At 50.2% G+C, this 25,685-nt stretch carries 19 protein-coding genes; 14 read left to right on the plus strand and 5 right to left on the minus strand.

Going from position 1 to position 25,685, the window contains the following annotated elements; all coding sequences use genetic code 11:
* Positions 1-19: 19 nt before the first annotated feature.
* Positions 20-2,905: a tetratricopeptide repeat protein gene (locus tag ACN0YR_RS04435; protein WP_417847984.1), complete on the minus strand. Its 2,886-nt coding sequence runs from the start codon at positions 2,903-2,905 to the stop codon at positions 20-22.
* Positions 2,906-3,491: 586 nt separating this feature from the next.
* On the opposite strand from ACN0YR_RS04435, the gene ACN0YR_RS04440 reads away from it, so the two are divergent.
* The 7 genes from ACN0YR_RS04440 to rnhA all read left to right on the plus strand — a co-directional run bounded on the left by ACN0YR_RS04440 (position 3,492) and on the right by rnhA (position 10,020).
* Positions 3,492-4,463 carry a dihydrodipicolinate synthase family protein gene (locus ACN0YR_RS04440; protein WP_417847985.1) on the plus strand — a complete coding sequence of 324 codons (972 nt, stop codon included), beginning with the start codon at positions 3,492-3,494 and terminating at the stop codon, positions 4,461-4,463.
* On the plus strand, positions 4,460-4,876 hold the full coding sequence (locus tag ACN0YR_RS04445; RefSeq protein WP_417847986.1) for a YkgJ family cysteine cluster protein: 417 nt from the start codon (positions 4,460-4,462) through the stop codon (positions 4,874-4,876). The genes ACN0YR_RS04440 and ACN0YR_RS04445 overlap by 4 nt, the downstream gene beginning before the upstream one ends.
* A 111-nt stretch (positions 4,877-4,987) precedes the next feature.
* A complete protein-coding gene (locus ACN0YR_RS04450; RefSeq protein WP_417847987.1) occupies positions 4,988-6,379 on the plus strand; it encodes a metal ABC transporter permease in 1,392 nt (463 codons plus the stop codon).
* 111 nt (positions 6,380-6,490) lie between these two features.
* Positions 6,491-8,107 (plus strand): L-aspartate oxidase, encoded by a 1,617-nt coding sequence (gene nadB, locus ACN0YR_RS04455; RefSeq protein ID WP_417847988.1) that lies wholly within the window; start codon positions 6,491-6,493, stop codon positions 8,105-8,107.
* Complete coding sequence (locus tag ACN0YR_RS04460; protein ID WP_417847989.1) at positions 8,104-8,838, plus strand: sensor histidine kinase; 735 nt, start codon at positions 8,104-8,106, stop codon at positions 8,836-8,838. Before nadB ends, ACN0YR_RS04460 begins: the two co-directional genes overlap by 4 nt.
* A 318-nt stretch (positions 8,839-9,156) precedes the next feature.
* Positions 9,157-9,375, plus strand: a complete 219-nt coding sequence (infA, locus tag ACN0YR_RS04465) for a translation initiation factor IF-1 (RefSeq protein WP_145201826.1) — start codon at positions 9,157-9,159, stop codon at positions 9,373-9,375.
* A 171-nt stretch (positions 9,376-9,546) separates the two neighbouring features.
* Positions 9,547-10,020: a ribonuclease HI gene (gene rnhA / locus ACN0YR_RS04470; protein WP_417847990.1), complete on the plus strand. Its 474-nt coding sequence runs from the start codon at positions 9,547-9,549 to the stop codon at positions 10,018-10,020.
* Between the two features lie 59 nt (positions 10,021-10,079).
* Here the strand turns inward: rnhA and ACN0YR_RS04475 are convergent, their stop codons facing one another.
* From ACN0YR_RS04475 to ACN0YR_RS04485, 3 genes are all read right to left on the minus strand, one after another.
* Positions 10,080-11,111 carry an agmatine deiminase family protein gene (locus tag ACN0YR_RS04475; RefSeq protein ID WP_417847991.1) on the minus strand — a complete coding sequence of 344 codons (1,032 nt, stop codon included), beginning with the start codon at positions 11,109-11,111 and terminating at the stop codon, positions 10,080-10,082.
* Between the two features lie 504 nt (positions 11,112-11,615).
* On the minus strand, positions 11,616-12,155 hold the full coding sequence (locus ACN0YR_RS04480) for a DUF1643 domain-containing protein (RefSeq protein WP_417847992.1): 540 nt from the start codon (positions 12,153-12,155) through the stop codon (positions 11,616-11,618).
* 212 nt (positions 12,156-12,367) lie between these two features.
* On the minus strand, positions 12,368-13,252 hold the full coding sequence (locus ACN0YR_RS04485) for a sugar transferase (protein WP_417847993.1): 885 nt from the start codon (positions 13,250-13,252) through the stop codon (positions 12,368-12,370).
* A gap of 423 nt (positions 13,253-13,675) precedes the next feature.
* Here ACN0YR_RS04485 and fabF point away from each other — a divergent pair, with 423 nt between their 5' ends.
* On the plus strand, positions 13,676-14,965 hold the full coding sequence (fabF, locus tag ACN0YR_RS04490) for a beta-ketoacyl-ACP synthase II (protein ID WP_417847994.1): 1,290 nt from the start codon (positions 13,676-13,678) through the stop codon (positions 14,963-14,965).
* Positions 14,966-15,069: 104 nt separating this feature from the next.
* On the plus strand, positions 15,070-16,200 hold the full coding sequence (locus ACN0YR_RS04495) for a cysteine desulfurase family protein (protein ID WP_417847995.1): 1,131 nt from the start codon (positions 15,070-15,072) through the stop codon (positions 16,198-16,200).
* Positions 16,201-16,286: 86 nt separating this feature from the next.
* Here ACN0YR_RS04495 and ACN0YR_RS04500 read toward each other — a convergent pair whose 3' ends face one another.
* Positions 16,287-17,966 (minus strand): hypothetical protein, encoded by a 1,680-nt coding sequence (locus ACN0YR_RS04500; protein WP_417847996.1) that lies wholly within the window; start codon positions 17,964-17,966, stop codon positions 16,287-16,289.
* A 585-nt stretch (positions 17,967-18,551) separates the two neighbouring features.
* On the opposite strand from ACN0YR_RS04500, the gene ACN0YR_RS04505 reads away from it, so the two are divergent.
* From ACN0YR_RS04505 to ACN0YR_RS04525, 5 genes are all read left to right on the plus strand, one after another.
* Positions 18,552-19,187 (plus strand): riboflavin synthase, encoded by a 636-nt coding sequence (locus tag ACN0YR_RS04505; RefSeq protein ID WP_417847997.1) that lies wholly within the window; start codon positions 18,552-18,554, stop codon positions 19,185-19,187.
* Position 19,188: 1 nt separating this feature from the next.
* Positions 19,189-20,142, plus strand: coding sequence for a 16S rRNA (adenine(1518)-N(6)/adenine(1519)-N(6))-dimethyltransferase RsmA (gene rsmA / locus ACN0YR_RS04510; RefSeq protein WP_417847998.1), 954 nt, complete (start codon positions 19,189-19,191; stop codon positions 20,140-20,142).
* A 198-nt stretch (positions 20,143-20,340) separates the two neighbouring features.
* Positions 20,341-21,831 carry an IMP dehydrogenase gene (guaB, locus tag ACN0YR_RS04515; RefSeq protein ID WP_417847999.1) on the plus strand — a complete coding sequence of 497 codons (1,491 nt, stop codon included), beginning with the start codon at positions 20,341-20,343 and terminating at the stop codon, positions 21,829-21,831.
* Complete coding sequence (locus ACN0YR_RS04520) at positions 21,764-22,921, plus strand: hypothetical protein (RefSeq protein ID WP_417848000.1); 1,158 nt, start codon at positions 21,764-21,766, stop codon at positions 22,919-22,921. Before guaB ends, ACN0YR_RS04520 begins: the two co-directional genes overlap by 68 nt.
* A 308-nt stretch (positions 22,922-23,229) precedes the next feature.
* Positions 23,230-25,578, plus strand: coding sequence for a hypothetical protein (locus ACN0YR_RS04525; RefSeq protein WP_417848001.1), 2,349 nt, complete (start codon positions 23,230-23,232; stop codon positions 25,576-25,578).
* Positions 25,579-25,685: the final 107 nt, after the last annotated feature.

Below are 25,685 nucleotides of genomic sequence, written 5' to 3' on the forward strand. Positions count from 1 at the left end.
CAGGAATAGCTGGAGGATATCACAATCCGCGTTCTGTCAGTTTAAGGAGTGTTTTCGCTTCGACGTGATCTGGATCTTCATTCAGAAGTTTTCTTAAAACCGATTTTGCTCGATCGAACTGTTTCGCTTTTCGCAAGAGTTTTGCAAATTGCAGATGATCATCAAACGTTGTCTGATCAAGCATCAACAAGTTTTCGTACGCACTGATTCCTCGGTCTGTTTGCTGATTCTTGAAGTATGAATCTGCCAGAATTCTGTGAGTCTCGGCGTCGAGTGCGTCGACAGCAATGCCCTCTTTTGCCCAACGAATCGCTTCGGGATACTGCTTCGTCGAGAAGTACAAACGTGCGAGGCTCTTTCGAGACGAAATGTCATCGTAATCCAGACTGGCCAGTTTCTTGAGCGAGACTGCTTTCTTTTCTGTCTCTGCACCGCTGAGTTCGTACAGTTCGTTGAGTTGCTTTGGAAAACGGGGCTCTAAAGGAAATCGCGCCATCGCCAGTTTGAGAACTTGTTCTGCTTCCTCAATTCTGCCCGCCTTCTCAAATGCAGCTGCCTGAACACGAAGGAAAATTGGTGACTGGGTGCTCGATCCGGAACTGGAAGCGAGCACCTTGAGGGCCTCATCTGTGTTGTCGCTGGACAGAAGGTGGCTTGCCTTCAAGGCACTTGCGAGGGGATCGCCGGAATCGAGTTTCAATGCCGTTTCAATGAGGTCGAGGACTGGTTGCTCGAAGCCAACAGCTGCATACATCGCCAGTGCAAGTTGCGCATGTGCCGCAGAATCTTCCGGCGATTCTTCGACGAGCTTTTGGGCTTGTTCAAAATTTAAAACTTCTGGCGGAAGTTGATTTCGACTGCTGCGAACTTTCGCTTCGATGAATTGACGATAGCCTGATTCAAACGTGTCGAGCGGGATGTCGAAGGCCGACTGAAGTGCCTCTTCTGTCACTCCGGTGACGCAATAGGCATCGAGGAGTTTCCTTAAAGCTTCTTCGCCGAATTCCTGTTGCATGTATTGGGCGTACAAAAAACTCTGGCAATATGCCAAAGTCCAGTCATCGGGGCCTTCCGGCTTTTGAAACCCATTGTTGATCGTCGCCAGTTCGAACAGCGAATTATTGTCGAAGCGTTTCAGAAGTAATCGATGCCAGTCAACGGGCATCGCAATATTCTCTTCTGTGACTGAGATCGCCTCGGTGAACCAATGGGGGATATTGAAATTTGTTTTTTGCAGCGTCAGCACATGTACAAATTCATGGCGAATCACTCGCATCCAGTTGAACTTCTCTTCGCTTTCGTTCGGGCTTGTCATGGCGACAATTTTCCCGGTTGAGGCTCCAACGGTTTGAATCCAGGGTAAGCCGATCATCCGCGTACTGAACCAGGCGTGACCAGATTGATCTTTCGCGGAACTGTAAATTTCGAACTGTGAGCGAACTGGCGGTTCAAACCCATATCGCTCGGTCAGTTCGGGGTAGATTTCCTCGAGATACTCGGAGACCATTTTCGCCAGAAGTTGATCCGATTCAGCGGCCCGGACGACAAAATGGTCGCTGGCAATCGCGTCGTAGCCATTTAAAACATTGATCAGCTTTCGCATGTTACTGACGCGAACATGGAAAGGATCCGCTTCGAATGCGGAGTCAAGAATCTGCTGTGCTTCCGCGACGCGTCCTGTTCTCATGTAGAGCATTCCGAGGCTGGTTTGTGGTCCCGAAAGCTGCGGCATGACATCAATCGCCTTGCGGTAAAAAACTTCGGCATGATCATATTTTCGCCGCGCATCAAGAGTTGCGGCGATGGTCTCCAGAAATGCTCCCGGCTTCGGATTCCTCTGCGTCAGCTCCGTCCAGATCTCGGTAAACTCAGTCTTCGATTCTCCTCCCTGAGACGAGAGGATTTGCTCGCATTGCTGTGGCGTGAGCTCACGGTTTTGCAGGATGTCGAGGGCAGCGAAGTAGCCAAGTGTTTCCTGTTTCAGCGGATTGATTTTTAATGCTTTCTGCAAGTTTTCTTCTGCGGCGGTTTCGTCTTCAGAAAGAATCCCAACGGCTGCCAGAACCAGTAAGGCGTTGACATGATTTGGATTTGTTTTCAAAGCTTGTTTCGCAAATCCCTCAGCAAGGTCCAGCTTGGAGTCCTGTAGCGAAGCATGAGCCATCGAAACCAGAGCTTCGACACATTGCGGATTGATTTCCAGTGCAGATTGAAACTCTGGGAGTGCCTGTCCTTCGTTGTATTTCTCTAAGAGAAGGTTTCCGGAAAGGACATACGCCTGCCAGCAATCGCCGTTGTCTTTCAGAGCATCCGGGCAGAGAGTATTCACAACAAATCGAAAAATTTGTGAAACGCTCTCCCATCGAGCATACACAGCAGCTCCATTTCCAATTGTCACCAAGGTTTGCCAATCGGTCGGCTGTAAGCGATTGTAGACTCGTACGAACGAGCGAAATTGCTCTGTCGCTTCTTCAAGTTTTCCGCTTTCCGTCAACAAGTGTGCGTTCACCAAAAGTGCAAGCAAATCTTGCGAGTCGAGGTCGAGTGCTTTCCGGATTTCGCGTCGAGCTTGTGCATGTTCTCCAGTTTCAAAATGGATCTCCGCCAGCCGAGCCCAAAGCCGAGAGGACTTCTCGACTCGATCAACACCACGTTTCAGAACGTCAACCGCTTTCTCGTACTCCCCTTGCTCTGCATGGACGCGACTCATTCCGATGATCGCGGGGACCAGCAAGTCTTCGTTCAGGTCGTCCTGACCGATCAGTTTTTGGAACCATTTCTGAGCATCTTGATAGTCACCGAGTTGGAGTTCCGTTTCAGCTTCCGCCAGAAGTTCTTCATTTGCTAGCAGGGCATTGCCCAGAACGATGGATAGCAATCCACTGATGCAAAGAACGTGGCTCATTCGGAACTCCCATGGCATTGCAATGGTGACGAAATTCGGGCGTGCATGGCTTCTTGTAGTCTCTCATCATACGCATTGTCTGACTGGCATGGAAATGACGCAGCTTTTCTGGATGAAATGAAAGGTCAGCTTGAAAGAATCGATCTTGAAAACTGAGTTTTCTCTCTCAATTCCTATGGAAAGTGTCCATTCCGAAAATTTTCGGCTCGGTTTCCATTCACTTGAGGAGAGACCTGTGGTCATTCTGGTGCGAGCATTTCATGTCGCTGTGAACTCACAATTTTGCTTCTTGGCACTTGCTTCCTCCTCTGCAGGGTGCTTCATCTGATTTTTTTCGACGATTGTGCGGAGAGGGGAAATTTCAAGGACCACCATTGAGTGAATGGACACAACTCTTCAGACCTGGGCCATCTGCGGTTTTCGTCAGCGTGAATACCAGATAAAGTATCGCTGACGGATATTCATCTATCGCAAGTCCAATATTGGTCATTCACGTTCAGCCTCGTGGCGAGCAGTCTATGAACTCACGAAAGTGATCTTCACGGGCACGACATGCATTGCAATGCTCAAATAGCGAAATCGACTCATGACAGATACAGTGCTCCCTTTGAAAGGGATTATTCCTCCTCTGGTGACCCCGCTGCTCGGGCGTGATGAAATAGATGTTGATGGCACCCGCAGGCTCATTGACCATGTCATTGGAGGCGGAGTGCATGGGCTGTTTCTTTTGGGAACGAGCGGTGAAGCTCCCAGTCTCAGCCATAAAACTCAGCAGGAATTCATTCAAATCGCCTGCGAACAGATTCAGGGCCGCGTCCCGGTTTTGGTCGGAATCACCGATACGTCAATGACGGAGTCGATCGAGTTCGCCAAATTCTCACAAAGCTGCGGAGCCGATGCCGTTGTTCTGGCGACACCCTATTATTTCCCGATGCATCAGCAGGATTTGAAGCGATACGTTGAAGAGATGGCTGCGGAATTGCCACTTCCGTTCTTGCTTTACAACATGCCCAGCCACACAAAAGTCTCTTATGAAATCGGAACGATCGAATCGTTGATGAAAATTGAAAAATTCATCGGTGTCAAAGACAGCTCTGCGAACATGCTGTACTACAACAAGTTGATTGATCTGAAATCAGAACGCGAGAATTTTACGGTTTTGGTTGGACCGGAAGAGTTGATGGCACAATCGGTCTTGATGGGGGGAGACGGCGGAATTTCTGGAGGAGCGAATCTTGTCCCGAGCCTATACGTCTCGCTTTACGAAGCTGCCGTGACGGAAGACTTGCGAGAAGTGCATCGGCTTCAGCATCAAGTCTTACGCCTTTCCAAGAGTTTGTACGAAGTTGGTGCCGCACCGACCGGGTATCTTGCTGGAATTAAAACGGCATTAGGGTTCACTGGGCTTTGTAGCGATCGGTTATGTGAACCTCTCTATGAGATGCCAGAGGATAGAAAGCAATTGATCCATCAGCACATGTCGGACCTCGGACTTTTCGAGAGCATGGGCACCGAAGGAATCGCGAGTCAGGGAATAGGGAAGAAGTCAAATTCATGAACAATGAGCCCTGGTACAGCGACGGCCTGAAATTCGAATGCACTCAGTGCGGCAACTGTTGCACGGGTGCGCCTGGCTTTGTTTGGGTCAGCGAAGAGGAAGTGAAGAACATTGCGGAGTATCTCGACAAGCCGATTGGTGAGATTCGATTGTTGTACACTCGCCCCGCACGAGGAAAAACCTCTCTGACGGAATTCGCAAACGGAGACTGTGTCTTCTTTGATCCGCAGGGGCGTGGATGTACAATTTATCCGGTACGTCCGATTCAGTGCAAAACCTGGCCATTCTGGAAATCGAATGTCGACTCTCCCGAATCCTGGGAACAAACTCGAAGGGACTGCCCCGGTATCGGAAGTGGAAACTTCGTAAGTCTGGAAGAGATTCAGACTCAACTGGCCAAAACCGACATTTAGAGCAGTTTGCTCTAATAATCGATTTGCTCTAAGCCGTTGATGATTGCTTCTTGGTAAACTTGAAACGTTCTGCGAACGAATCTGATCGGGAATCCAACACTAACAAGACGCATGCTCCATCAATTTTTCACTCTTCTGGACAACTGGCATCCGTGGGATACATCCATGGTTGTCGCGGGGGCATTGGCTGCAATGGCTTGCGCGATTCCCGGTGTTTGGCTTGTGTTGCGTCGGCAAAGCATGATGGGCGATGCGCTCAGCCACACTGCGTTGCCAGGCGTGGTGTTGGCGATTCTGTTTTCGCAGTGGTTAAGTCATTCCTTTGACTGGATTCCGGAACACTCAACAGCTGAGCCGATCCTGTTGATCAGCGGCGCAGTTCTCATCGGCGTGCTCACTTCCGTTCTGACCGAATGGGTTCAGCGACTGGGACGTGTCGAAAGTAGCGCTGCGCTGGGAGTAGTGTTTACGTCATTGTTCGCGTTGGGGTTGTTGTTGATTCGACTCAAAGCGGACGTTCATTTGGATTTAGATTGCGTGCTGTTCGGTCAGCTCGAACTGATTGTCTGGGACGAAATTTCGATCCTGAGATATGATTTCCCACGAGCGTATCTTGTGAATGGAGGCTCGTTGCTGCTGAACCTGATTCTCCTTGTTCTCTTTTACAAAGAACTGCGAATCGCAGCTTTCGACCCGGACTTAGCAACGGTTCAGGGAATCAACTCTCGTCTCGTGAATGATGTTCTCATGGCGGCCACCGCAGTGACTGTTGTGATGGCGTTTCGGTCAGTCGGAAGTATCCTTGTCATTGGCCTCCTGATTGTCCCGGCGGCGACGGCCGTCTTGCTGACAGACCGGTTGCATCTGACGATTGCGATCAGTTTAGTCGTGGCAGGTTTGAGCGCGATCGTGGGACAAATTCTTGCGAAGACAGTGCCCGTGATGGTGTTTCAACCGCTGGGGTTCGATCAAGTTCAAGATGCCGGAACGTCCGGGATGATTGCAGTCGCGTGTGGTCTCTTCTTCATTGCTGCTTTTCTGTTGTCTCCTCGTTACGGATTACTTGGAAAAGGTTTTTCGCGATTAAAGCTGCGCATGCAAATTGCTGCCGACGACATTCTTTCAACGGTCTATCGGTTTGAAGAACAACTTGGAGAACTGTATGTCAGTGCTTCCCAGACAGAAAAAGAAACCGTGTGGATTCCGCCGTTCGAACGTTGGCTAGCCATGTTTCGGCTCCAGCGGCGCGGGTTGTTGCTTGCATCAACTCAAGGGCTTGCATTGACCGATCAAGGCCGTTCCCGTGCGGCAGAGCTCATCGGCAGCCATCGTCTTTGGGAGTCCTACATGCAGAAGCACTTCGACCTTCCCGATGACCATCTGCATGAGACTGCTCACTATGTTGAACACTTTCTCGATGAAGAGATGCGAGAACAGCTCAAGCACGAACTGGATTCGCCTGACGTTGATCCGCATGGCCGTAAAATTCCCGATGAGAACTGAATCCCGGGAGGAGAACTGAGCGAGTAAACTTCTTTTCCCTCCACCAACAATGCCCGCAGCTGCTCTTCATTATTACTTTCCCTATGTTGATCTCAAGAAACGATACTCTGGATGCCCTTACTTCATCATTCGCCCCCTCAACGTTATTTGATTCGTTTTGACCCAAAACGGATTCCACACATGTTTGTCGATGTATTGATCATCGGGACAGGCATCGCTGGCGTCCGCGCAGCGCTGGAAGTCGATCCGAAACTTCGCGTCGTGATGGTCACCAAAGATCAGGTCTCGATGTCAAACAGTTCCTGGGCTCAAGGGGGGATCGCTGGGGTCCTGGACCCGTCTGATGAATTCAGCAACCACGCTGAGGATACCATCACCGCAGGTGCGGGACTGTGTGATGAGAAAGTGGTCAAAGCGGTTGTGGAATCAGCCCCGAAGTGCATTCGAGAGCTGGCAGCCTATGGAGCGAACTTCGATAAGATCGATGGCCATATCGCCTTGACGACAGAGGGTGGTCACAGTCACCCTCGAGTCGCTCATGCCCTCGGTGACGCCACTGGGAAAGAAGTCATGCGCGCCTTGATCGACAGCATTCGTGGCGCGAGCGGTACGGAGATCTGGGAGAAAACCTTCACCATCGATCTGCTGACCTACGCGGGCGAATGTCGTGGTGCGTTGATGTGGAATTCATATCACGGGAAGACATTTGTCTGGGCGAAGCAGACGATTCTGGCGACTGGAGGCGCCGGTCGATTGTATCGCGAGACGACCAACCCGGACATCGCGACTGCCGACGGGCATGCTCTTGCGTATCGTGCTGGGGCTGAACTTCGGGATATGGAGATGATGCAGTTTCATCCCACTGTCCTGTATATCGCAGGAAGCTCACGCCATCTCATCACAGAGGCGGTGCGTGGCGAAGGAGGACATCTGGTTGATGTCACAGGCTATCGCTTCATGGGAGATTACGACGATCGATTGGAACTCGCCCCCAGAGATATCGTCAGCCGGGCGATCACTGACCAGATGGAAAAGACGCGGCATCCTTGTGTCTATCTCGACTTGACGCATCTCGACCCGAATATGATCGCGAATCGATTTCCAAATATCAGTGAAATGTGTCGGGAATTTGGACTCGATCTGGCCAAAGACCGGATTCCAGTTCGTCCGGGGGCGCATTATATGGTCGGCGGGTTGACCGTCGATTTGAATGGAAAAACGACTTTGCCCAGGCTGTGGGCTGCCGGAGAAGTGACTTCGAGTGGTCTGCATGGAGCGAATCGCCTCGCGTCGAACAGCTTACTGGAAGGATTATTTTTCGGGATCAATGCCGGACTTGGTGCTTCCGAGGCTGCACTCCAGATCCCTGATAACTTTGAGGCCCCCCCCGTGCTTTCAGGCTCAACGTTTCTGGAAAATCAAGACAGTTTGAACCTGACGGATCTGCTCAATTCGCTGGGGGCAATCATGTGGAGAAACGTCGGGATTCGTCGGGATGAAGCTGGTTTAGCCGCGGCAGCCACGCAAGTTGATTTCTGGGAACGATACGTGTCGCTGCGAGAATTTCAGTCGGTCGAAGGCTGGGAGCTCCAGAATATGCTTCTGGTCGCTCGCCTCATCATTGAGTCGGCTCGAGCCAGAAAAGAGAGTCGGGGAGTTCACTATCGCAGCGACTACCCAAATTCTGATGACAACTTTCAGGGACATGTTTCAATTGTGAGCCAATGATGACGGACGAAACCTTTGATTCTTCTGAGCGGGAACGACTTGAAAAACAATACAACGAAATCACAGTGCTGGCAGGCGGACTTGCACATGAAGTACGAAATCCACTTTCAACGATCAGCATGAATCTTGAGTTGTTGCTGGAAGAACTCGAAACATTTGATTCTCCGGCTGCTCACCGAATGTTGCAGAAGTTGAAAACGATCCAGACTCAGTGCGACAACCTCGACCAGATCCTCGAAGCATTTTTGCAGTTCACCCGGGCCGGCGAGTTGCATCTGGAGCAAATGAATCTGGAAGATGTCATCAACGAGTTTCTTGAATTCTACAAAGCTGAGGCTTCAGAACATGGGATCGACGTCCGTCCCCATTTTCAATCTGATATTCCGCCGGTCTTTCTCGATGTTCGGCTCATTCAACAAGTTCTGACGAACCTTGTTCGAAATGCTCAGGAAGCGATGCCATCAGGAGGGCTTCTGGAACTCCAGACAAGTTGTCGTGACAACCATGTCGTCCTGGAGATCATCGATACCGGTTGCGGGATGTCTCCCGAGGCATTAGACAAAATGTTCCATGTCTTTTTTTCCACTAAGCCGACTGGCAGCGGATTAGGGCTTCCAACGGTTCGAAAGATTGTCGAGGCGCACGGCGGAACCATCGATTGCGAAAGCGAACTTAACCGGGGAACGAAATTTACCCTCGTCTTTCCGGTCGACAGAGCCGATCGGAAGTGACCCAGTCGCGACAGCGAATGGATGTCACAGCGTTCTGCCTCGTGGGGATCCATGATGTCATGAAGATCACTTTTGCGGGTACGGGAAACACGAAAGTGACTGAGTCCATACAATATGCCCTCTGCATGCCGTCTGTTGTGTGAGAAGACTCATCTTTCTCGTCGCCGCTGCAGGCTTCGAGAGTTATTTCAACAGATTCGATTCTCAATTCCAAGATACGCTTTGATTCTCTGGTTCCGTACGGCTACAATCTTCCCCTTCACGTTAGCGAGATGTCCTCGTTAACTGCAAAAAAACACTCAAGAAGGTTGATGCTTTATGGCCAAAGAAGGGGCCATCGAAATGGAAGGCACAGTGCTCGAGGCACTTGCCAATACACAATTCCGAGTGGAGCTGGAGAACGGACACGTTGTTTTGGCCCATGTTTCTGGGAAAATGCGCAAAAACTTTATTCGTATCGTCCCTGGCGATAGCGTAAAAGTTGAAGTCTCTCCCTACGATTTGAATCGTGGGCGCATTGTTTATCGTGCGAAATAGGCTCTTAGCCTATACGACATGCCCGACTGTCATTTCGAGACTGAAAAATCAGGCAGTGTGAGATCAATAGTCTGAATTCAGACTCGACTCATCTGCCAGTCTTCAATCGGCAGGGAAAACACTCGCTAATTTTTTTTCTGCCCGTGCTTCAATCCACGGCCGAGGGGAGTTATGTCTGCTGATCAGGTACCGAAGCGTCCGTTTGTGCAACTTTTCACTGACGGAGCTTGCAGCGGAAACCCCGGTCCTGGTGGCTGGGGATACATTCTCAGGCATCCGGCAACTGGTTCTGAAAAAGAAGGAAGTGGCGGAGATCGTGAGACAACCAACAACCAAATGGAGTTGATGGCTGTCATCAGCGGACTCGAAGCGCTTTCGAGATCTTCAGCAGTGGAAGTGATCACTGATAGCGTCTATGTCGCCAAAGGTTCGAAGGAGTGGATGCCGAACTGGAAAAAGAATGGCTGGCAACGGCGTGAGGGAAAAAAACTCAAGCCGGTCAAAAACGTCGAACTCTGGCAGCGACTCGACAACTTACTTGCCCAACATGAGGTTCGCTTCACTGTAGTCAAGGGGCATAGTGGTCATCCGGAGAACGAACGCTGCGATGAACTCGCAGTCGCTGCGACTCAATCCTTCAAATAAGTCTCAACTTCTCCCGTGAATGAACGTCTCCCCCAGCGAAAACACTGGGGTGGAGCGGGTTACAGAGGGAAAACGGAATCGGCCGACGGTTGTTGTTGCGTCAGGCAGTGGATGGCTCCCAGTCCCCAAACCAGGTCGGTACAGTCAATGCCGACGACCTCACGATCAGGAAACTGTTCACCAAGGATTCCGAGTGCAGTCTGGTCGTTCTTACATCGATATGTCGGCACGAGAACCTTCGAGTTGCAAATCAGAAAATTTGCATAACTCGCGGGAAGTCGTTCTTTTTCGAAGTAAACGGGATCGGGCATTGGCAGGGAAACAATCTCGAACGAGTTCCCTTCGAGGTCGGTCATCCCTTGTAATAACTCTCGGTTCAGTTGAAGAGGAGAGTAATTTTCATCGGAAGCGTTCTCTTCAATTGCTGTCACGATGACGTTGGAAGACACAAAACGTGTAATGTCGTCAATGTGTCCGTCAGTGTCGTCACCTACGATTCCTTCGCCGAGCCAAAGAATTTTATTGACTCCGAGGAAGTTCTTGAGTCGAGTCTCAATTTCCGATTGTGACAGGCCCGGATTTCGGTTTTTATTGAGTAAGCAAGAGGTCGTGGTCAGCAGTGTGCCAGAACCATTCACATCAATCGAGCCTCCTTCGAGGATCATTCCGGGTGAAAATGCGAACTCCTGAAACTCTTCAGAGATTCGTTTTGGGATCGCATTGTCGAGGTCGAACGGTGGGTATTTTTCACCCCAGGAGTTGTAACCCCAGTTCGTAATCGCCCGCTCGGTTTGTTGATTTTCAGAGCGAACAAGATAAATCGGCCCGTGGTCGCGAACCCAGGCATCGTTGGTCGGGTTGAGATGAAAGCGGACGTTCGCGATGTTCGCTTTCACATTGTTCAGCAACTGCCGAACTTCATCTGCCATCGATTCGTTTGTGACATTAATACGCACGAGTTGCGACTCAGCGATGTGCCGTGCGATTTCAGCGAATATGTGTGGAACCGGCTCAAACGCGCCGGGCCAGGTTTCCAGAGAATGAGGCCACGAAAGCCAGATTGCCTCTTGCGGTTCCCATTCAGCAGGCATTCGAAAGCCTAAAGACGAAGGATTTTGATGATCGCTCATGTTCGCTAATTCAGGGGTGAAATTTATGGTGATCTGTTACCAAAGTCTGGAGCATGTTTTTTCAGGGCTTCCAGTGTCTCTTTTAGGCCGCTAAGCCACTGGGGGCTAAAAGGCTACGCTAGAGCATCTTTCGAATTGGTTTGCAGGTTCTGCCTCGTGGCGAACAGCATTTTTACTGGAGAAATACGTTCTTCACGGGCATGCGGTAGAGCAAACTGCTCTAGAGAGAAAGTGAGAAGGAGGAAGTGCTTCAAGGGATTACTCCGCAAGGCGGGTCGATCACGTGTTGGAGTTGCTGCAAATGCCAATCTACGAGCTGGTCTTCAGTGCGTCGCCGAAAACTCTTGTGAGCAAAGGGGGCGGAGCAGTTTGAAATAGTCCAGATGTGCCAAAGAATAGAGGATCTGTGAAGGAGACAACAGCGTATAGAATTGCAACGACTCAGCAGGGTGAGGGAAACTCAAATCAGTCTGAAGAGTCGAGCGTTCTTTCAGGAGCATATGGGAGCGGCAACAGGTCTTTTTTCAGGTAGAGCGGGTGTGAAGGATGACCATGCTTGGTGATTTTCAAACAGGTAAGTTCCAGGTCGAGCTTGTTGAGTTTTGCGAGAAGATTAAGACCACGGTTCAAGTGTTCTGCGTGTGTTCCCCAACAGAGAATGATTTGGCTGGCTTCGCGACACTGCTTCAGGATGTAGCGATCATTTGCAGGGCCGATTGGATCGTCAATGGTTTTGAGCCCTTTGGGATCAGTCGATCGAAATGCAAATGCGTTCAGCATTGTCATCGAATCGTGGCCCCAGGCCTTTGCGTAGTTGATACATCGCGCGACTGTCGGATCGTTTTGATATTCCGTCGCAGTCGATGGATTTAAACCAATAAAGACCACGCGATTGCTGCTTGACTCTTCCCAGCGTCTTGTCAGCACATAGCGATAGCGTTCACAGTCGGTGTAGACCGCATGGCTGACAGTTCCATCGTCAGAGGTATGTGTGCGAGTGATCATGAAGCCAGTATGGATGAAGAATGGGCTCGGAAAAACTCTTTCTAAGCATTCATCTGGAAACTCGCAACCGGAGTGACCGAAATACCACTGTTGTCAGATCAGCGCCGGGCAATGAGCGCATCTTCAACCTGTTTTTGTGCCCGAGAAGATCGCTTTGACGGCATCCATGTCTAGTTATGAGGCAGAACTGGAACACCAATTCAATAGCTGCTCTACAGGGCTCCACTTCCGCTTAAGACGACCTTGACGGTGCGGACTAGGATTTTGAAGTCATTCCAAACGGAGCAGTTCTGAAGATAGTATAAATCGAAAGCGGCTTTACGGCGGAAGCTGTCTATTTCGTTGTCGTAGCCATTGATGATTTGAGCAACACCGGTGAGTCCTGGTTTGAGTCCCAACCGGTCGAGGTAATACGGGATTTCCTCAGACAGTTCAGCCATGAACTCTGGACGCTCTGGGCGCGGACCGACAAGTGACATTTCGCCACGTAAGACGTTAATCAATTGCGGTAACTCGTCGAGTCGGGTTTTACGTAAAAATTTTCCGATTCCTGTGATACGTGCGTCCCCTTGGACAGCGAACTGGGCTCCATTCTTTTCCGCATCGTTTCGCATTGTTCGAAATTTGTAGATCGTAAAATGCTGACCGTACGCGAACTCGACTCTCCGGTCAGTCGGTGCATTTCGTCGGTCTTCTGTCGAGTTCGCCTCGTCTGAAAGTTGTCGGCGATCAGATCCCTTGCGGCGCAGGTTGAGTCCGACTCGAACTTGCTTGAAAATCATCGGTCCGGGAGATGTGATTTTCACAAGCACCCCAACGATGATCATGATCGGAAAAAGGAGGACGAGGAGAGTGGCTGACACGAACAGATCGAGCAATCGTTTTCCCAACCGTGTCGATTCAGACAGACAGCGAACATCGATTCGCGGTGATTCGTTTTTGAGGTCTGTAACCCACCAGACATCTGGGAGTTCAGCGATTCCAGCAAGTTCGATGATATCCTGAAGCGGATTTTTGTCGGTCGGAGTGGTCAGATTCTGACTTTTTGAAGAGTTGGCCGGGGAAGTTGAGGGAGGAAGTACGGCTTGGCTGCTCATTAGGAATGGCCTGCTTGGTCGAAAAAATCAGCTAAAATTTCAAGAATCACGTGATTTTGTAAAGATACCACTCAGGATCGGTCGTGACGTTGATAACAGTCAAATCCGGAAAACTTTATCCATATGTCCTTGTCAGTCTCGGTTTTGTAGCGGGGTGATCGATTCCGTCATTGTGGTGAGAAAATTCACCAACCAGCGAAGCGGCGTTAAAATCGCTGCAATCGATATTTTCGGAACCAAAAAGGGGGCTTCTCAATGAGTCTGCTTGCGTCCTATAATGAGGCGGGGTTACGATTTCAGAATTGCCGAATTGATGAAAGTCGGTTTCAGATGGATGGGATGAAATTCCTCCATAGGCAATTCAGTCCGGATTGAGAAAAATCTGCTCCCGACCTGGACAGCTTTACAAATAGGATAGCTTTGATGCGTAGACGTGTTGTCGTCACCGGAATGGGTTGTGTTACTCCACTTGGAAACGATGTGGATTCAACTTGGGATTCACTGAAAGCAGGCAAAAGTGGGATTGACTATATCACACACTTTGATGCCTCTGGATTTCCGACGAAGTTCGCTTCTGAAGTGAAGGGCTTTCAGCTCGGAGATTACATCGATAATCCCGAACGATTTCAGCATGCCGGGCGAAACATTCGTTTTGCAATCGGAGCTGCTGTCCAGGCGATGAAGTCTTCAGGCCTGGAGATCGAAGAGGAGAAATTCGACCCGACCCGATTCGGCGTTTATCTCGGGGCGGGAGAAGGTCAGCAGGACTTCTTTCTGTTCATGCAGCTCATTGCCAATGCGCAAAAAGACGGTGAGTTTGACATGGAGCAGTTCACCCGAGAAGGTCTCGAACGGCTCAACCCAAATGAAGAGCGAGAGCAGGAGCCGAATATGCCTGCCGGTCACTTAGCGAGTATCTTCAACGCGCAGGGACCGAATCTGAATTGCTTGACTGCTTGTGCTGCTTCGAGTCAGGCAATTGGAGAAGCGAGCGAGATCATCCGTCAAGGCGACGCAGACATCATGATGTCTGGTGGAGCACACAGCATGATTCATCCGTTTGGAGTGACCGGCTTCAATTTGTTAACGGCACTTTCAACACGGAACGAAGATCCTCAAGGCGCCTCTCGTCCGTTTGATAAGGAACGTGACGGGTTTGTTCTTGGCGAAGGGGCTGGAATTCTGATTCTAGAAGAGCTTGAACATGCACAGGCAAGAGGGGCTCGAATTTTGGGTGAGATCAATGGGTACGGCTCTACAGCTGATGCTTATCGAATCACCGACATTCACCCCGAAGGACGTGGTGGAACCGGGGCGATCAAGATGGCGTTGAAAGATGCCGGGATCAATACCGACGACGTTGACTACATCAACGCACACGGAACCAGTACGGCAGTCAATGATAAAGTCGAAACGCTTGCGATTAAGCAGGCTCTCGGACAGGATGCTTACAAGACGCCGGTCTCCAGTACGAAAAGCATGATGGGGCACCTGATTGCCGCAGCTGGCAGTGCGGAGGCGATTGTCTGTTTGCTGGCGATGCAAGACAACATTGTGCCCCCGACCATCAACTATTCGACACCCGATCCAAACTGCGATCTTGATTACATTCCAAATGAATTGAGAGAGCGGAAAGTTGATCACGCACTCTCGAACAGCTTTGGCTTTGGTGGACAAAATATCTCTTTGATCCTGTCTCGCTTTAACGGATAGGATTGGGAGTCGCACTGGAAATGAGACTTGCAGCAGAGAGAAGACTTTGAAGTGACGACCGTCCTTCAAGGTCGTCTTGAGCTGCAACTCGCTCGACCTGCACCATGATTTATCTCGACAATAATGCCACAACACCTGTCGCTGCCGAAGTGATGGAAGAAATGCAACGTGTGGCGACGTTCGCATTTGGAAATCCAGGAAGTCGACATCTCGCAGGGCGAAAAGCGAGACAAGTTCTGGAAGAATCTCGGGAGACAATTGCAGCCTTGCTAGATGCCCAGCCGAGTGAGGTTTTCTTCACCAGCGGCGGGACGGAATCATCCAATCTCGCAATTTTTGGATTGACGGTTGGTCGCAGCGGGGCTGTGGTACTTCCTCCGGGGGAACATCCAGCGACTACGGAAGCGATCAAGCGATTGATTCAACGAGGTTGCCGAAAGCAACCCTTGAAGCTGACGAACGTCGGTCAACTTCAGCAAGATTCACTCGATGCCGTTGAGTGGTCGGATGTGATTTTGGCGACAGCACTCGTTGCTCATAATGAAACCGGTACGATTCCGGATCTTTCTTCTTTAGTTGCGCTCTGCGATAATCATCGAGTCCCGTTGCACCTGGATGCGGTGCAGGCAGCGGGGAAGATTCCGGTCTCATTTCGTGATTCGGGAGCGGCGACTCTGTCGATCGGAGCACATAAGTTTTACGGGCCACGCGGGATCGGCGCGCTGCTTGTGCGTGAAGGAGTGAAGGTCTTCCCACAGCTTGTTGGAGGGCATCAGGAGAATGGAAAACGGGCCGGGACTGAACCGGTAATGCTTGCAGCGGGCATGGCGAAAGCGTTGTCGATGTGCTGTACAGATTTGCAAGAGCGATACGCTCATCAAGCCACACTCAGAGACCATCTGCAACGTGGGTTGGCCGAAAGTTGCTCTCCAGTTTTTATCAACGGTGACGAGAATTCTCGTTTGCCGAACACACTCAACATTGCCTTCCCCGGGTGTGATGCCGATGCGTTACTCGTCGCATTGGACTTAAGCGGCATCTGTTGTTCACACGGTAGTGCATGTGCCAGCGGATCAGCAGAGCCTGCTCCCATTCTATTGGGAATGAACTGCCCGCGAGAGGTGTATCAATCGTCGTTGCGTTTTTCTGTTGGGGTGCAAAACAGTCTGGACGAAATTGCTGAGACCGTCCGATTAGTCAGCGGTGCTGTGAAGCGTTTACGGGAGTCTCAATAACGCAAGCGAAATTTTCATCGACATGAAGATTGCGTAACCAATTACCGAAACCCCTTTCTCACGCGCTCACGGTACAGCAAACTGCTCTATCGAGTCGTTTCTGGGGCAGCCTGTTTTTCTGCTTCAGACTTTTCCATGGCAAGTCCCAATAGTTTCAGGTAACCCGATTCTGCGTGAAGAGTCGCATTAAAGCCTGACGCACTACTTTTGATGTCGAAATGAACTTTGTCGTTCTGGTCATCTGGAAAGGCTTGCCGGAAGCGCTTCACTTTCTCGAGATCTTGCTGATGTTTTTCACCGAGTCGAAGCCAGGGATCGAATGAAAAGTCAATCTGAACGATTGATTCGACGGGCTTCGCATCGTGGCTGCTCAGGTCAGAGATCAGTTCGGGAGTTTTCTCTCCACCAACGGAGAGCCAAAGTGAATTTGCTCCTGTCCCGACGAAGAGTGATAGCTCATCACCGTAGAGTCGTCTGTCTTCGTCGCGAGGCTCTTTCCCTTTCAGGCGGTGCAGTTTCAAGTGCTCGTTGTTAATGACGTTCATCTCCACTTCGGTGATGTCTTTAGAGTCGCGGGCATACGGGAGAATGGTTTCCAGAGAGGTTGCCATCAAGCTGTTCCCCAGAATTCTGAGCCCACCAATGAGGACCATGCGTGTTTCTTCGATTTCCTGGAACTCAATCAATCCGTCGAGTTTTCCATCGTCAATCGATTGCTGAATGGCATCGAAGGCACCTCGCACCGGCATGCGGTCTGCTTCTGCAAGATGCGGACTGAGGTCACGACGAACATCTTCTCGCACCTGTTTTAGAATGTTCAAAGCAAATACTTGAAACGGTTGCGGGATGTTCAATGAAAACTGAATTCTCACTGGTCTTGATTCTGTGGAGACACCAGGAACCCTCTTTTCAGCCAGCGGGAGACTTGCCAGCACATCGGAGAGATCGCTCTCCTGGGCGACTTTAAATTCGGCGCTCAGTTGGATGTCTGACTCGATTTGGAGAGTGGCTGAGATTTGTTCCATCTTCGTGAAGAGTTGAAGACCAGTCAGGCGAATCAACTCGATCAACTCTTTTCGAAGTGCATACTCTTTGTCTTTTTCATTCGGTTTTTGTTCGAGCTCTTTATTGAGTTCAATTTGAAATCCTTCAATGATCCGGTTTCGTAACGGATCTGATATTCCGGCCTGAAGCAACGAGACTGAAACATCATTCTGGCGGGTTTGTGTTTCCAGTGACTTGAGCATCTCGCTGGTGACGTGTTGATGTGTGTTGCGTCTTTGAGCAATGAGAAGGTATTTGTCCTGCAGGTTGGCATAAAGTGGCATGTTGGGAATATTGATTTTCCAGTTTCCCTTTTTGATTGTCTGGACGACAGGGACTTTCTTTTTGAATGCGGTCACGAATTTTTCACCATCGGTGACGGGAAGCATTACGAGGAAAGTGGGAAGTTCGAGTTTCTCGCGGTGCAGGACCAGCATCCCGCCGATGGGGCGTTGACGATCAATTCCTGGAAACTGCTGAAGTTTTTTCTGTAAGATTTGAAGCTGTTGAGCTGGTTTCTTGTTTCCGCTGACTTCCCCTAAATGGATGAGGTCTTTCTCGACTCTTTCGAGACCAGCGACAGCCATGATCGCCAGAGGTTGATCCATGTACGCAGAATCGGCTCCAAATGCGGAAGCTCCGGAGAGATCGCACTGCAAGATTAGCAGGAGCGTCCAGATTCCCAGGTAGGAGAAAAATGAAGGCTTCGATGTCCCAACCATAAATGTTATTCACTCTCTGAAGAGGTGGTGGTTTTCGCAAACGGCTGCGTTCGATGTCACGGTTGTGAAAAATAACTGGAAATTCATGCGATCGTTACGCAACGGCATTCAATATTCAGGTCGTCAGTACAAACTACCTGTCACTCTCCGCCTGGGTTGCAACCGGGCGGTTCAAAATTGACTGATTGGACAATTTTGTTCAGGGTTGTCATAATTGTTCAATGGAACGGTTCATTATTGACATTCATCAGCCCGAAGCAAATTTCGCTCAATGCGGAATTCGCTTCGGGCTGTGTGCTTATACAGGCCTAGAGCATTTTTGAAAAAGATGGACACGTCTGTCTCGTGGATTTGAGTGATTCGTCACATGCGATGCACTCTTCACAGACAGGAGAAACACGAAAGTGTTCTAGAACTGGTCTCAATACTTACTATTCACTTCTCTGGTACAGAGAAAGGTTGCAATTCCATAGGTTTTGAGACTGCTTCTAGAACAACGGATCAGACTTTAGAGCTTGTGATTGACTCGGTTTTCGGTTCGACACAACCCTTGGGAGCACGGCGAATTAAGCCGCATCAGGAATTATGTTTACTGGATTAGTTGAAGGTTTGGCAACTGTTGAATCGGTGATAGAAAATGGCCCCGGTGTGGATATTGCCATTAATCCATCGGGCCATCTCGACGAAATCGAGTCGACAAAAATTGGTGATAGTATCGCCATCAACGGTTGTTGTTTGACAGTCATTCGTATTGAGCAGCCTCAAGCCGATCAGAGCTTGTGGGTTTTTCAGGCTGGCTCGGAAACGCTCTCGAAAACAAATCTCGGGACATTCAAACCGGGGACGCCTGTGAATCTTGAACGATCTCTTCGACCGACTGATCGGCTGGGAGGGCACTTTGTTCAGGGGCATGTTGACGGAATCGGGCATGTTGATGCCATCGAGACCGAAGGGGAATGGACGAACATCTGGTTCAAAGTCCCTGCAGCCCTGACTCGTCAAATGGTTCCCAAAGGATCAGTCACAGTTGATGGTGTTTCGCTGACGTTAGTGAATGTGGAGGCCGAGAGATTTAGTGTCGCTCTCATTCCGCACACTCTCGAAGTGACGACTCTTGGGAAACGCTCCGTGGGGGAAACAGTCAATATCGAGACTGACATCATCGGGAAGTACATGGAAAAAATGTTGACAGGAATCACCGAAAAGGACTCCGCAAACTGATATGTCCGAAGCTCAAGAAAGACAAACACGATCTCATTTGATGCGGAAATTCAAAGAGCATGGGTTTCATCCACGAACCCATCTTGGGCAAAATTTTCTAATCGATATCAACATTGTTGAATATGTCGTGCGGTCAGCTGAACTGACCCGTGATGATGTCGTTCTGGAAATTGGCGCTGGTACTGGGGGAATGACAACCTTTATGGCGCGCGAAGCAGGGCATGTCATTTCGGTTGAAGTGGATCGAGATATGCATTCACTGGCAACCCAAGCCATCGCTCCGTATGACAACGTCACACTTTTGCTCACAGATGCACTCAAGAATAAGAATCACTTTTCACCACTCGTTCTGGATGAGATTGAGAAACAACTCGCCGTTTCACCAAATCGACGCCTTAAGCTGATTGCAAACCTGCCTTACAGCATCGCCACTCCTGTCGTTTCTAATCTGGTTGCGACTGAACTTCCCTGGGTTCGGATGGTCGTTACGATTCAGTACGAACTCGGATTGCGAATGCAAGCTCGTAAGAGCCAATCTCACTACGGAGCGTTATCTGTATGGCTCCAGTCACAAAGTGATGTGGAGATGATCAAGCAGCTTGGACCGACAGTCTTCTGGCCACGACCCAAAGTCGATTCAGCCATCATGCTGATTACTCCCAATGAGGAAAAGCGAGCGAAGATCAAAGACCGGGCATTCTTCCACAGCTTTGCTCGCCGCCTGTTTGGTTATCGACGGAAATTCATTCGCAGCGTCCTCGTCGGGATGTTTCGAAAAGAACTGACAAAGCCACAAGTCGATGAGGTTCTCGCCGAGATGGATATTGAACACAACGTTCGGGCTGAACAGCTCGATACTCCCACAATTGTCGATATGGCAACTCGATTTCAGGACAAAATTGCGGCAGTGAATGCTGTTGATGAGCAAGAGCAGCCACCAGTCAGCCACGAATAAAACCGTTCCGAAAGCCTCGACTTAGCCTCTCAATGATTGAGAAACCCTTGCTGGGCAATGGTTTTCGGACAAACAATAAAAACAGCGGGAGCGTTCACATTCGACTTTAATTTTCTGAACGCACTCAGCTGTTTTCGACACAAGCTGTCAAAATCACCTCACAACAATGAACTCAAAAGTGGTCGGGGGGACCAACTTATGCACGATCGAATCCTTGAAACTGGCGTGACCTTTGACGATGTCTTACTTGTTCCGGCATACAGCGAACTGATGCCAGGAGAGGTGGACGTCTCTTCGAAGCTGACTCGGAATATCTCTGTGAGTATGCCGATTGTGTCCAGCCCGATGGATACTGTCACCGAAAGTGATATGGCGATTGCCATGGCTCAAGAGGGTGGAATCGGCATCATTCATAAGAACCTCCCGGTTGAGCAACAGGCGATGGAGGTCGATCGTGTCAAAAGAAGCGAGCATGGGGTCATCGTTGATCCGGTCACTTTACCTCCATCGATGCGAGTTGCCGAAGCAGTGGAGTTGATGGACTCTCGCAACATTGGCGGAGTGCCGATCACGGACGAATCGGGGAAGCTCAAAGGAATTTTGACACGCCGGGATTTGCGTTTTCTTGAATCGGGTGAGACACCGATTTCAGAAGTGATGACGAAGGAAAATCTCGTAACTGCACGTGAAGATACAGACCTGAAGAGTGCCGAACGAATTCTTCGTGAGAACAAAGTCGAGAAGCTTCTGCTTGTTGATGATCAGTTCCACCTCAAGGGCCTGATCACCATTAAGGACATTGATAAAAATCTGCGTTTCCCCCGAGCGAACAAAGATTCCCGTGGAAGGCTTCGCGTTGGAGCAGCTGTTGGCGTTTTTGACGAAGAACGAGCCGAACAACTGATTCATTCCGGAGTCGATGTACTTGTCGTCGACAGTGCTCACGGGCACTCGAAAAACGTGATTGATACCGTCAGAAGCATCAAATCTCACTGGGAGATTGATGTCATCGCAGGGAATATCGCCACTTATGAGGGTGCTAAAGCCTTGCTCGATGCCGGAGCGGACGGAATTAAAGTCGGCATTGGTCCCGGCTCAATTTGTACAACGCGAGTGATTTCTGGAGTTGGTGTTCCACAACTGACGGCTGTCTCAGGAGCTGCGAAAGCGGTCGCTGGAACAGACGTTCCACTGATCGCAGATGGGGGCATTCGCTACAGTGGAGATATCACAAAAGCCCTTGCTGCTGGAGGGTTTACAGTCATGTTAGGTGGTCTGCTTGCAGGGCTGGATGAAAGTCCGGGGGAACTGATCCTTTATCAGGGAAGACGATTCAAGCGATATCGCGGAATGGGATCCCTGGGAGCAATGGTAAATGGCAGTAGTGAGCGATATCGGCAAAGCTTGAGTGAAGAAGAGGGCCGCGGAACGCCGAAATTAGTACCAGAAGGTGTTGAGGGACGCGTACCTTACAAGGGACCTCTCAGCAGCTTGTTATATCAGCTCGTGGGGGGGCTACGTGCCGGGATGGGATATCTCGGGGTTCGATCGATCAATGATCTTCGAACGGAGGCTCGTTTCCTACGAGTGTCGGCGGCAACGGTGAGGGAGAACCATCCGCATGACATTGCCATCACGCAAGAAGCACCAAACTATTCAACCGAACACTCTTCTGGCGAGCTTTCTTGAACGCTCGAAGGGGTTGGGAATTCATTCGTTCTCATTAAAGACAATGGGACGCGCCGCTGCGACGATCGCTATTGGAACAGTCCTGGTTTCATCGGTCGTTGCGGACGATTCGCCACTCGAGAGATTGAACAAGAGATCCGCAAATGCGCGCTGGCAACAAGCGCGTGAACAATGGATTCCAGGTGAGGAGCAGGGAGCTGCACAGCAGATCGGCGAGCAGGCTCCCTTATTAACTCCGTCATCAATCTTGCCGTTTCAGCAAGCTGAACAGGAATCTCCAGTGTTGGACACAACTCTCCTCGATAAAGGGGGAGTGTTTGAGGCAACGATTCCGTTACTCGATCCATCCGAGCAGCGATTCTCAACAGAATTGCCAGGCGATCCGGATCCGGTTCGCATGAATGCGAAACCGTTTCCGGTAGAATCTACGAGTGATTTGACGTCACCTGCTCGATCTCTACTTGTGCCAGATCCATACGGATTGGTTTCCGACAAAGGGAACGAAGCCGAGAGCCTGGCACCAACTGAAGTCGTGGTTCCAGGATCACAGGATGCCGGACTGCCCAGGTTCGCCCAACGAGACGCAGTCTTGCCTCCAGCACCTGAGCCTGAGCCAAGAAAGCCTGTTCTCAGAGACATTTCTGAAATTCAGCCGTTTTACGACTACAGACCAGCGAAAGCGATCGGAGAGCAAGCTGGGTTTTCCAGTGGACAGGAGAGGACAGAGCCAACTTATCTGAACTTGCCGCATTCGGGTGAGTTGGAGAGGAACTTCCCGCCGACGTATTACCACTGGATGGCGTCTAACCTCACACACGATCCTCTATATTTTGAAGACGTTTCACTGGAACGCTACGGGCACACATACCCCTACGCACAGCCATTTGTGTCGGTCTCAAAATTCGGACTCCAAGTGGTCGGCCTCCCGTATCAAATGGCTCTCAACCCTGTGAACTCTGAGCAGTATGCTCTCGGGAACTATCGCCCTGGTGATTGCCCACCGCATCTGCGTTATCGTATTCCGTTCAACAAGAAAGCAGCTGCAACTGCTGCCGGATTCTATACCGGATTGATTTTCTTGATCCCATAAAACGGACAGGGGTGAATAACGGTCGAGTCATTCGTGGATAACATCTGTCGTCAAGGGAAAGACTGTCCAACACGAGGCAGAACCTGTACACCAAATCGAAAGATGCTATAAATTTTTGAATTCGTTGCCATTCATCTGAGTGGCAACGAATTCTGCTTTTGGTACGGTATTTTCTGTGCTCTCACGGATCGGCAAGCTCAGCGAGTCCTTGACTTTGGCTGTTGATTTCAAAGTCCGTGCGGGGAGAGTGGTTTCCAACCGTAGCTCTAGTGTAATCTGCAGTTGTGAGCAGACCTTTTGACTCTTTCTTGACTTGGTATTTCGACCTCCCCGTGAATGGGGAAGAGGGCGGGATTCAACGTCTTTGGAGGTTGGAAGCGGCCTGGAACTGGCAAACAGCACATGTACTGATTCTTGCAGCCTGTCTGCTTTGGATCGGAGTTTGGCTGGTCAACGTCATGGCCCGGCACCAATCCCGGCTCGTTCGAATATTTTTGTTCTCGAACAGACTCTTGATTATCTTTCTGGTGGCATTGCTCATCCTGCAAGTTCGTCTGAAAACCGTGGCCTACGGTCAGCCGAAATTGACTCTTTTGGTAGACACCTCTGGCAGCATGTCGCTAACGGATCGGTATTCCGCGGAAGATCTGAAGAGGCTGCAAGGCATTGGCGTCTCACGACCGAACCGACCACGGATCGAAATTCTTAAAGACTTTCTGACGACGGGCTCAAGCAGCTGGCTGGATCGGGCGATCAGTCGGTATGAGTTGGAACTGCTAACTTTTGATTCGCGTCTTCACCTGCAGCAAGAGGCGGAATCACTCTCGGTTTCACAAAGAGAGTTACTTTTCAAATCGGTGCCGGAACGACTTTCGAAATTCAGAGCAACCGGGGCAACAACCGACTTCGTCCAAACACTGGACGAGTTGGGGCGAATCCAACGCGATCGACCTTCTGCAGCGATCGTGCTGCTCTCAGATGGGAATCCGACAGCTCATAGTGCTTCGGCATTGGTGAAAACGGAAAAAACTTTCAGCCGTCTTCGAATTCCTGTTTATGCGGTGGGTGTCGGGAGTCGTCGCAGTACCGGCGACCTGGCGATCACGAGGACAGACCTTGAGCCGGTCGGTTTTGCGGGGGAAGATCATCCGCTGACAGTCTCGCTGGAAGCGAATCAAGACGTGAAGGTTCCGGTGACAATTCGGATTCGAAACATTCTTCAGGATTCCGAAGTGTTCAGCGTGACCATCGACGGCCTGCGTCAAGGCGTTACCGAAAGTGTTCCGATGGTCCTGCCTGATCTCGCTGCTGGGAGAAATGATTTTGAGATTGAAGTCGTCCCTTTGGCAGGCGAGACAGACCTTAAGGACAACCTGCAACGCATTCGGGTCTGGGGGCGAGAATCTGATCTGAACGTTCTCTTGGTTGATCGAAGTCCTCGGTGGGAATACCGACACCTGAAAGCGACGTTGGAAAGAGATTCGCATCTTGCAGTTCAAACCTTCTTGTTTGAAAGTGATCCGGCATTCGCTGTTGAAGACAGGACGGCGTTGAATCGCTTGCCGAAATCATTGGAGACGATTGATGCCGTCATTCTTGGGGATGTCGATTTTAAATTGCTCGATGGTGGATTTGTTGCGGAGCTTCAACGATTTGTCAGGGAGCAAGGTGGAGGACTTTTGCTCCTTTCTGCGGAGACATCTCTCGGTTCACTCGACTTGTCATCGGGGTTAGCAGAGATGCATCCAGCCGTTGAGCAATCGGGAGAAGAGTCGGAGAGGATGCCGACTCAAATCGTCGTCACCGCTGAAGGAAAAGCGCAGGGAGTGTTACCTGTGGGGACCGATCCGGATCAACTTGGTCAACTTCCACTGATTTATCCCGATTTCAAAATGTACGCTGCAAAGCCCGCTGCGATTCCATTATTGCAAGGAGTCAATTCAGCACAAGCAGGTCAGATGCTCCCTTTGATTCTCTCGATGCGATACGGCAAAGGAGTGATTATTCAGCACCTTTTTGATGACAGTTGGAGGTGGAGACCGGTCGCGAACGGGGAGTTTTATCGAAAGGTCTGGTCTCAGATGATTCGCAATTTGTGTCGCCGAAAATTGCTCGATCAACTTCCGCCTCTCGAACTTTTGACAGACCAGGACGAGTACCGACCTTACGAATCCATTCAAGTCCGACTGCTTGATCGAAAGGCGAAGTATCAAAATCTTGATTCTGTGATTGTTGAACTGAAAGCCGATTCAGGGAGTACTCAAAACGTAACGCTGAGAAGAACCCAGCTTCCTTTCGATGGGTTCGCGAGCACGATTGAAAATCTCAATCCGGGTGAGTATGCAGTCTCTTTTGATTCCAGAGAAGAAAGTGTTGCCACAATCCGCACCCGTTTTCGCGTCCTCGATTCCGACCCGGAAGAGGAATACATTCCGATGAACGAGAGTCTCTTGCGCTCGTTGTCCGAATCGACGCATGGGGCCTTTTTGCATCCGTGGGAAATTGATTCTATCCTTGACCAACTCCCCGAGCGGAAGCTTACCGGATATTCCGAAACAAGGCTGATTCCACTTTGGAACCGCTCGGAGATCTTGATCGTGTTTATCATTGCGATGTCCATCGAATGGATATTTCGCCGCCGAGCAGGTTTGGATTAGGCATCTTCGACGTTTTGATGCCCGAGCAGAACGCGTTTCTCCAGTAGAATCACCGTTCCCCACGAGGCAGGGGGCGAACATTTATGCGAAAACACCTTGTGAAAGCA

It is taken from the genome of Thalassoglobus sp. (genome assembly GCF_048270125.1).
In the GTDB taxonomy this organism is placed as follows: Bacteria; Planctomycetota; Planctomycetia; order Planctomycetales; family Planctomycetaceae; genus Thalassoglobus.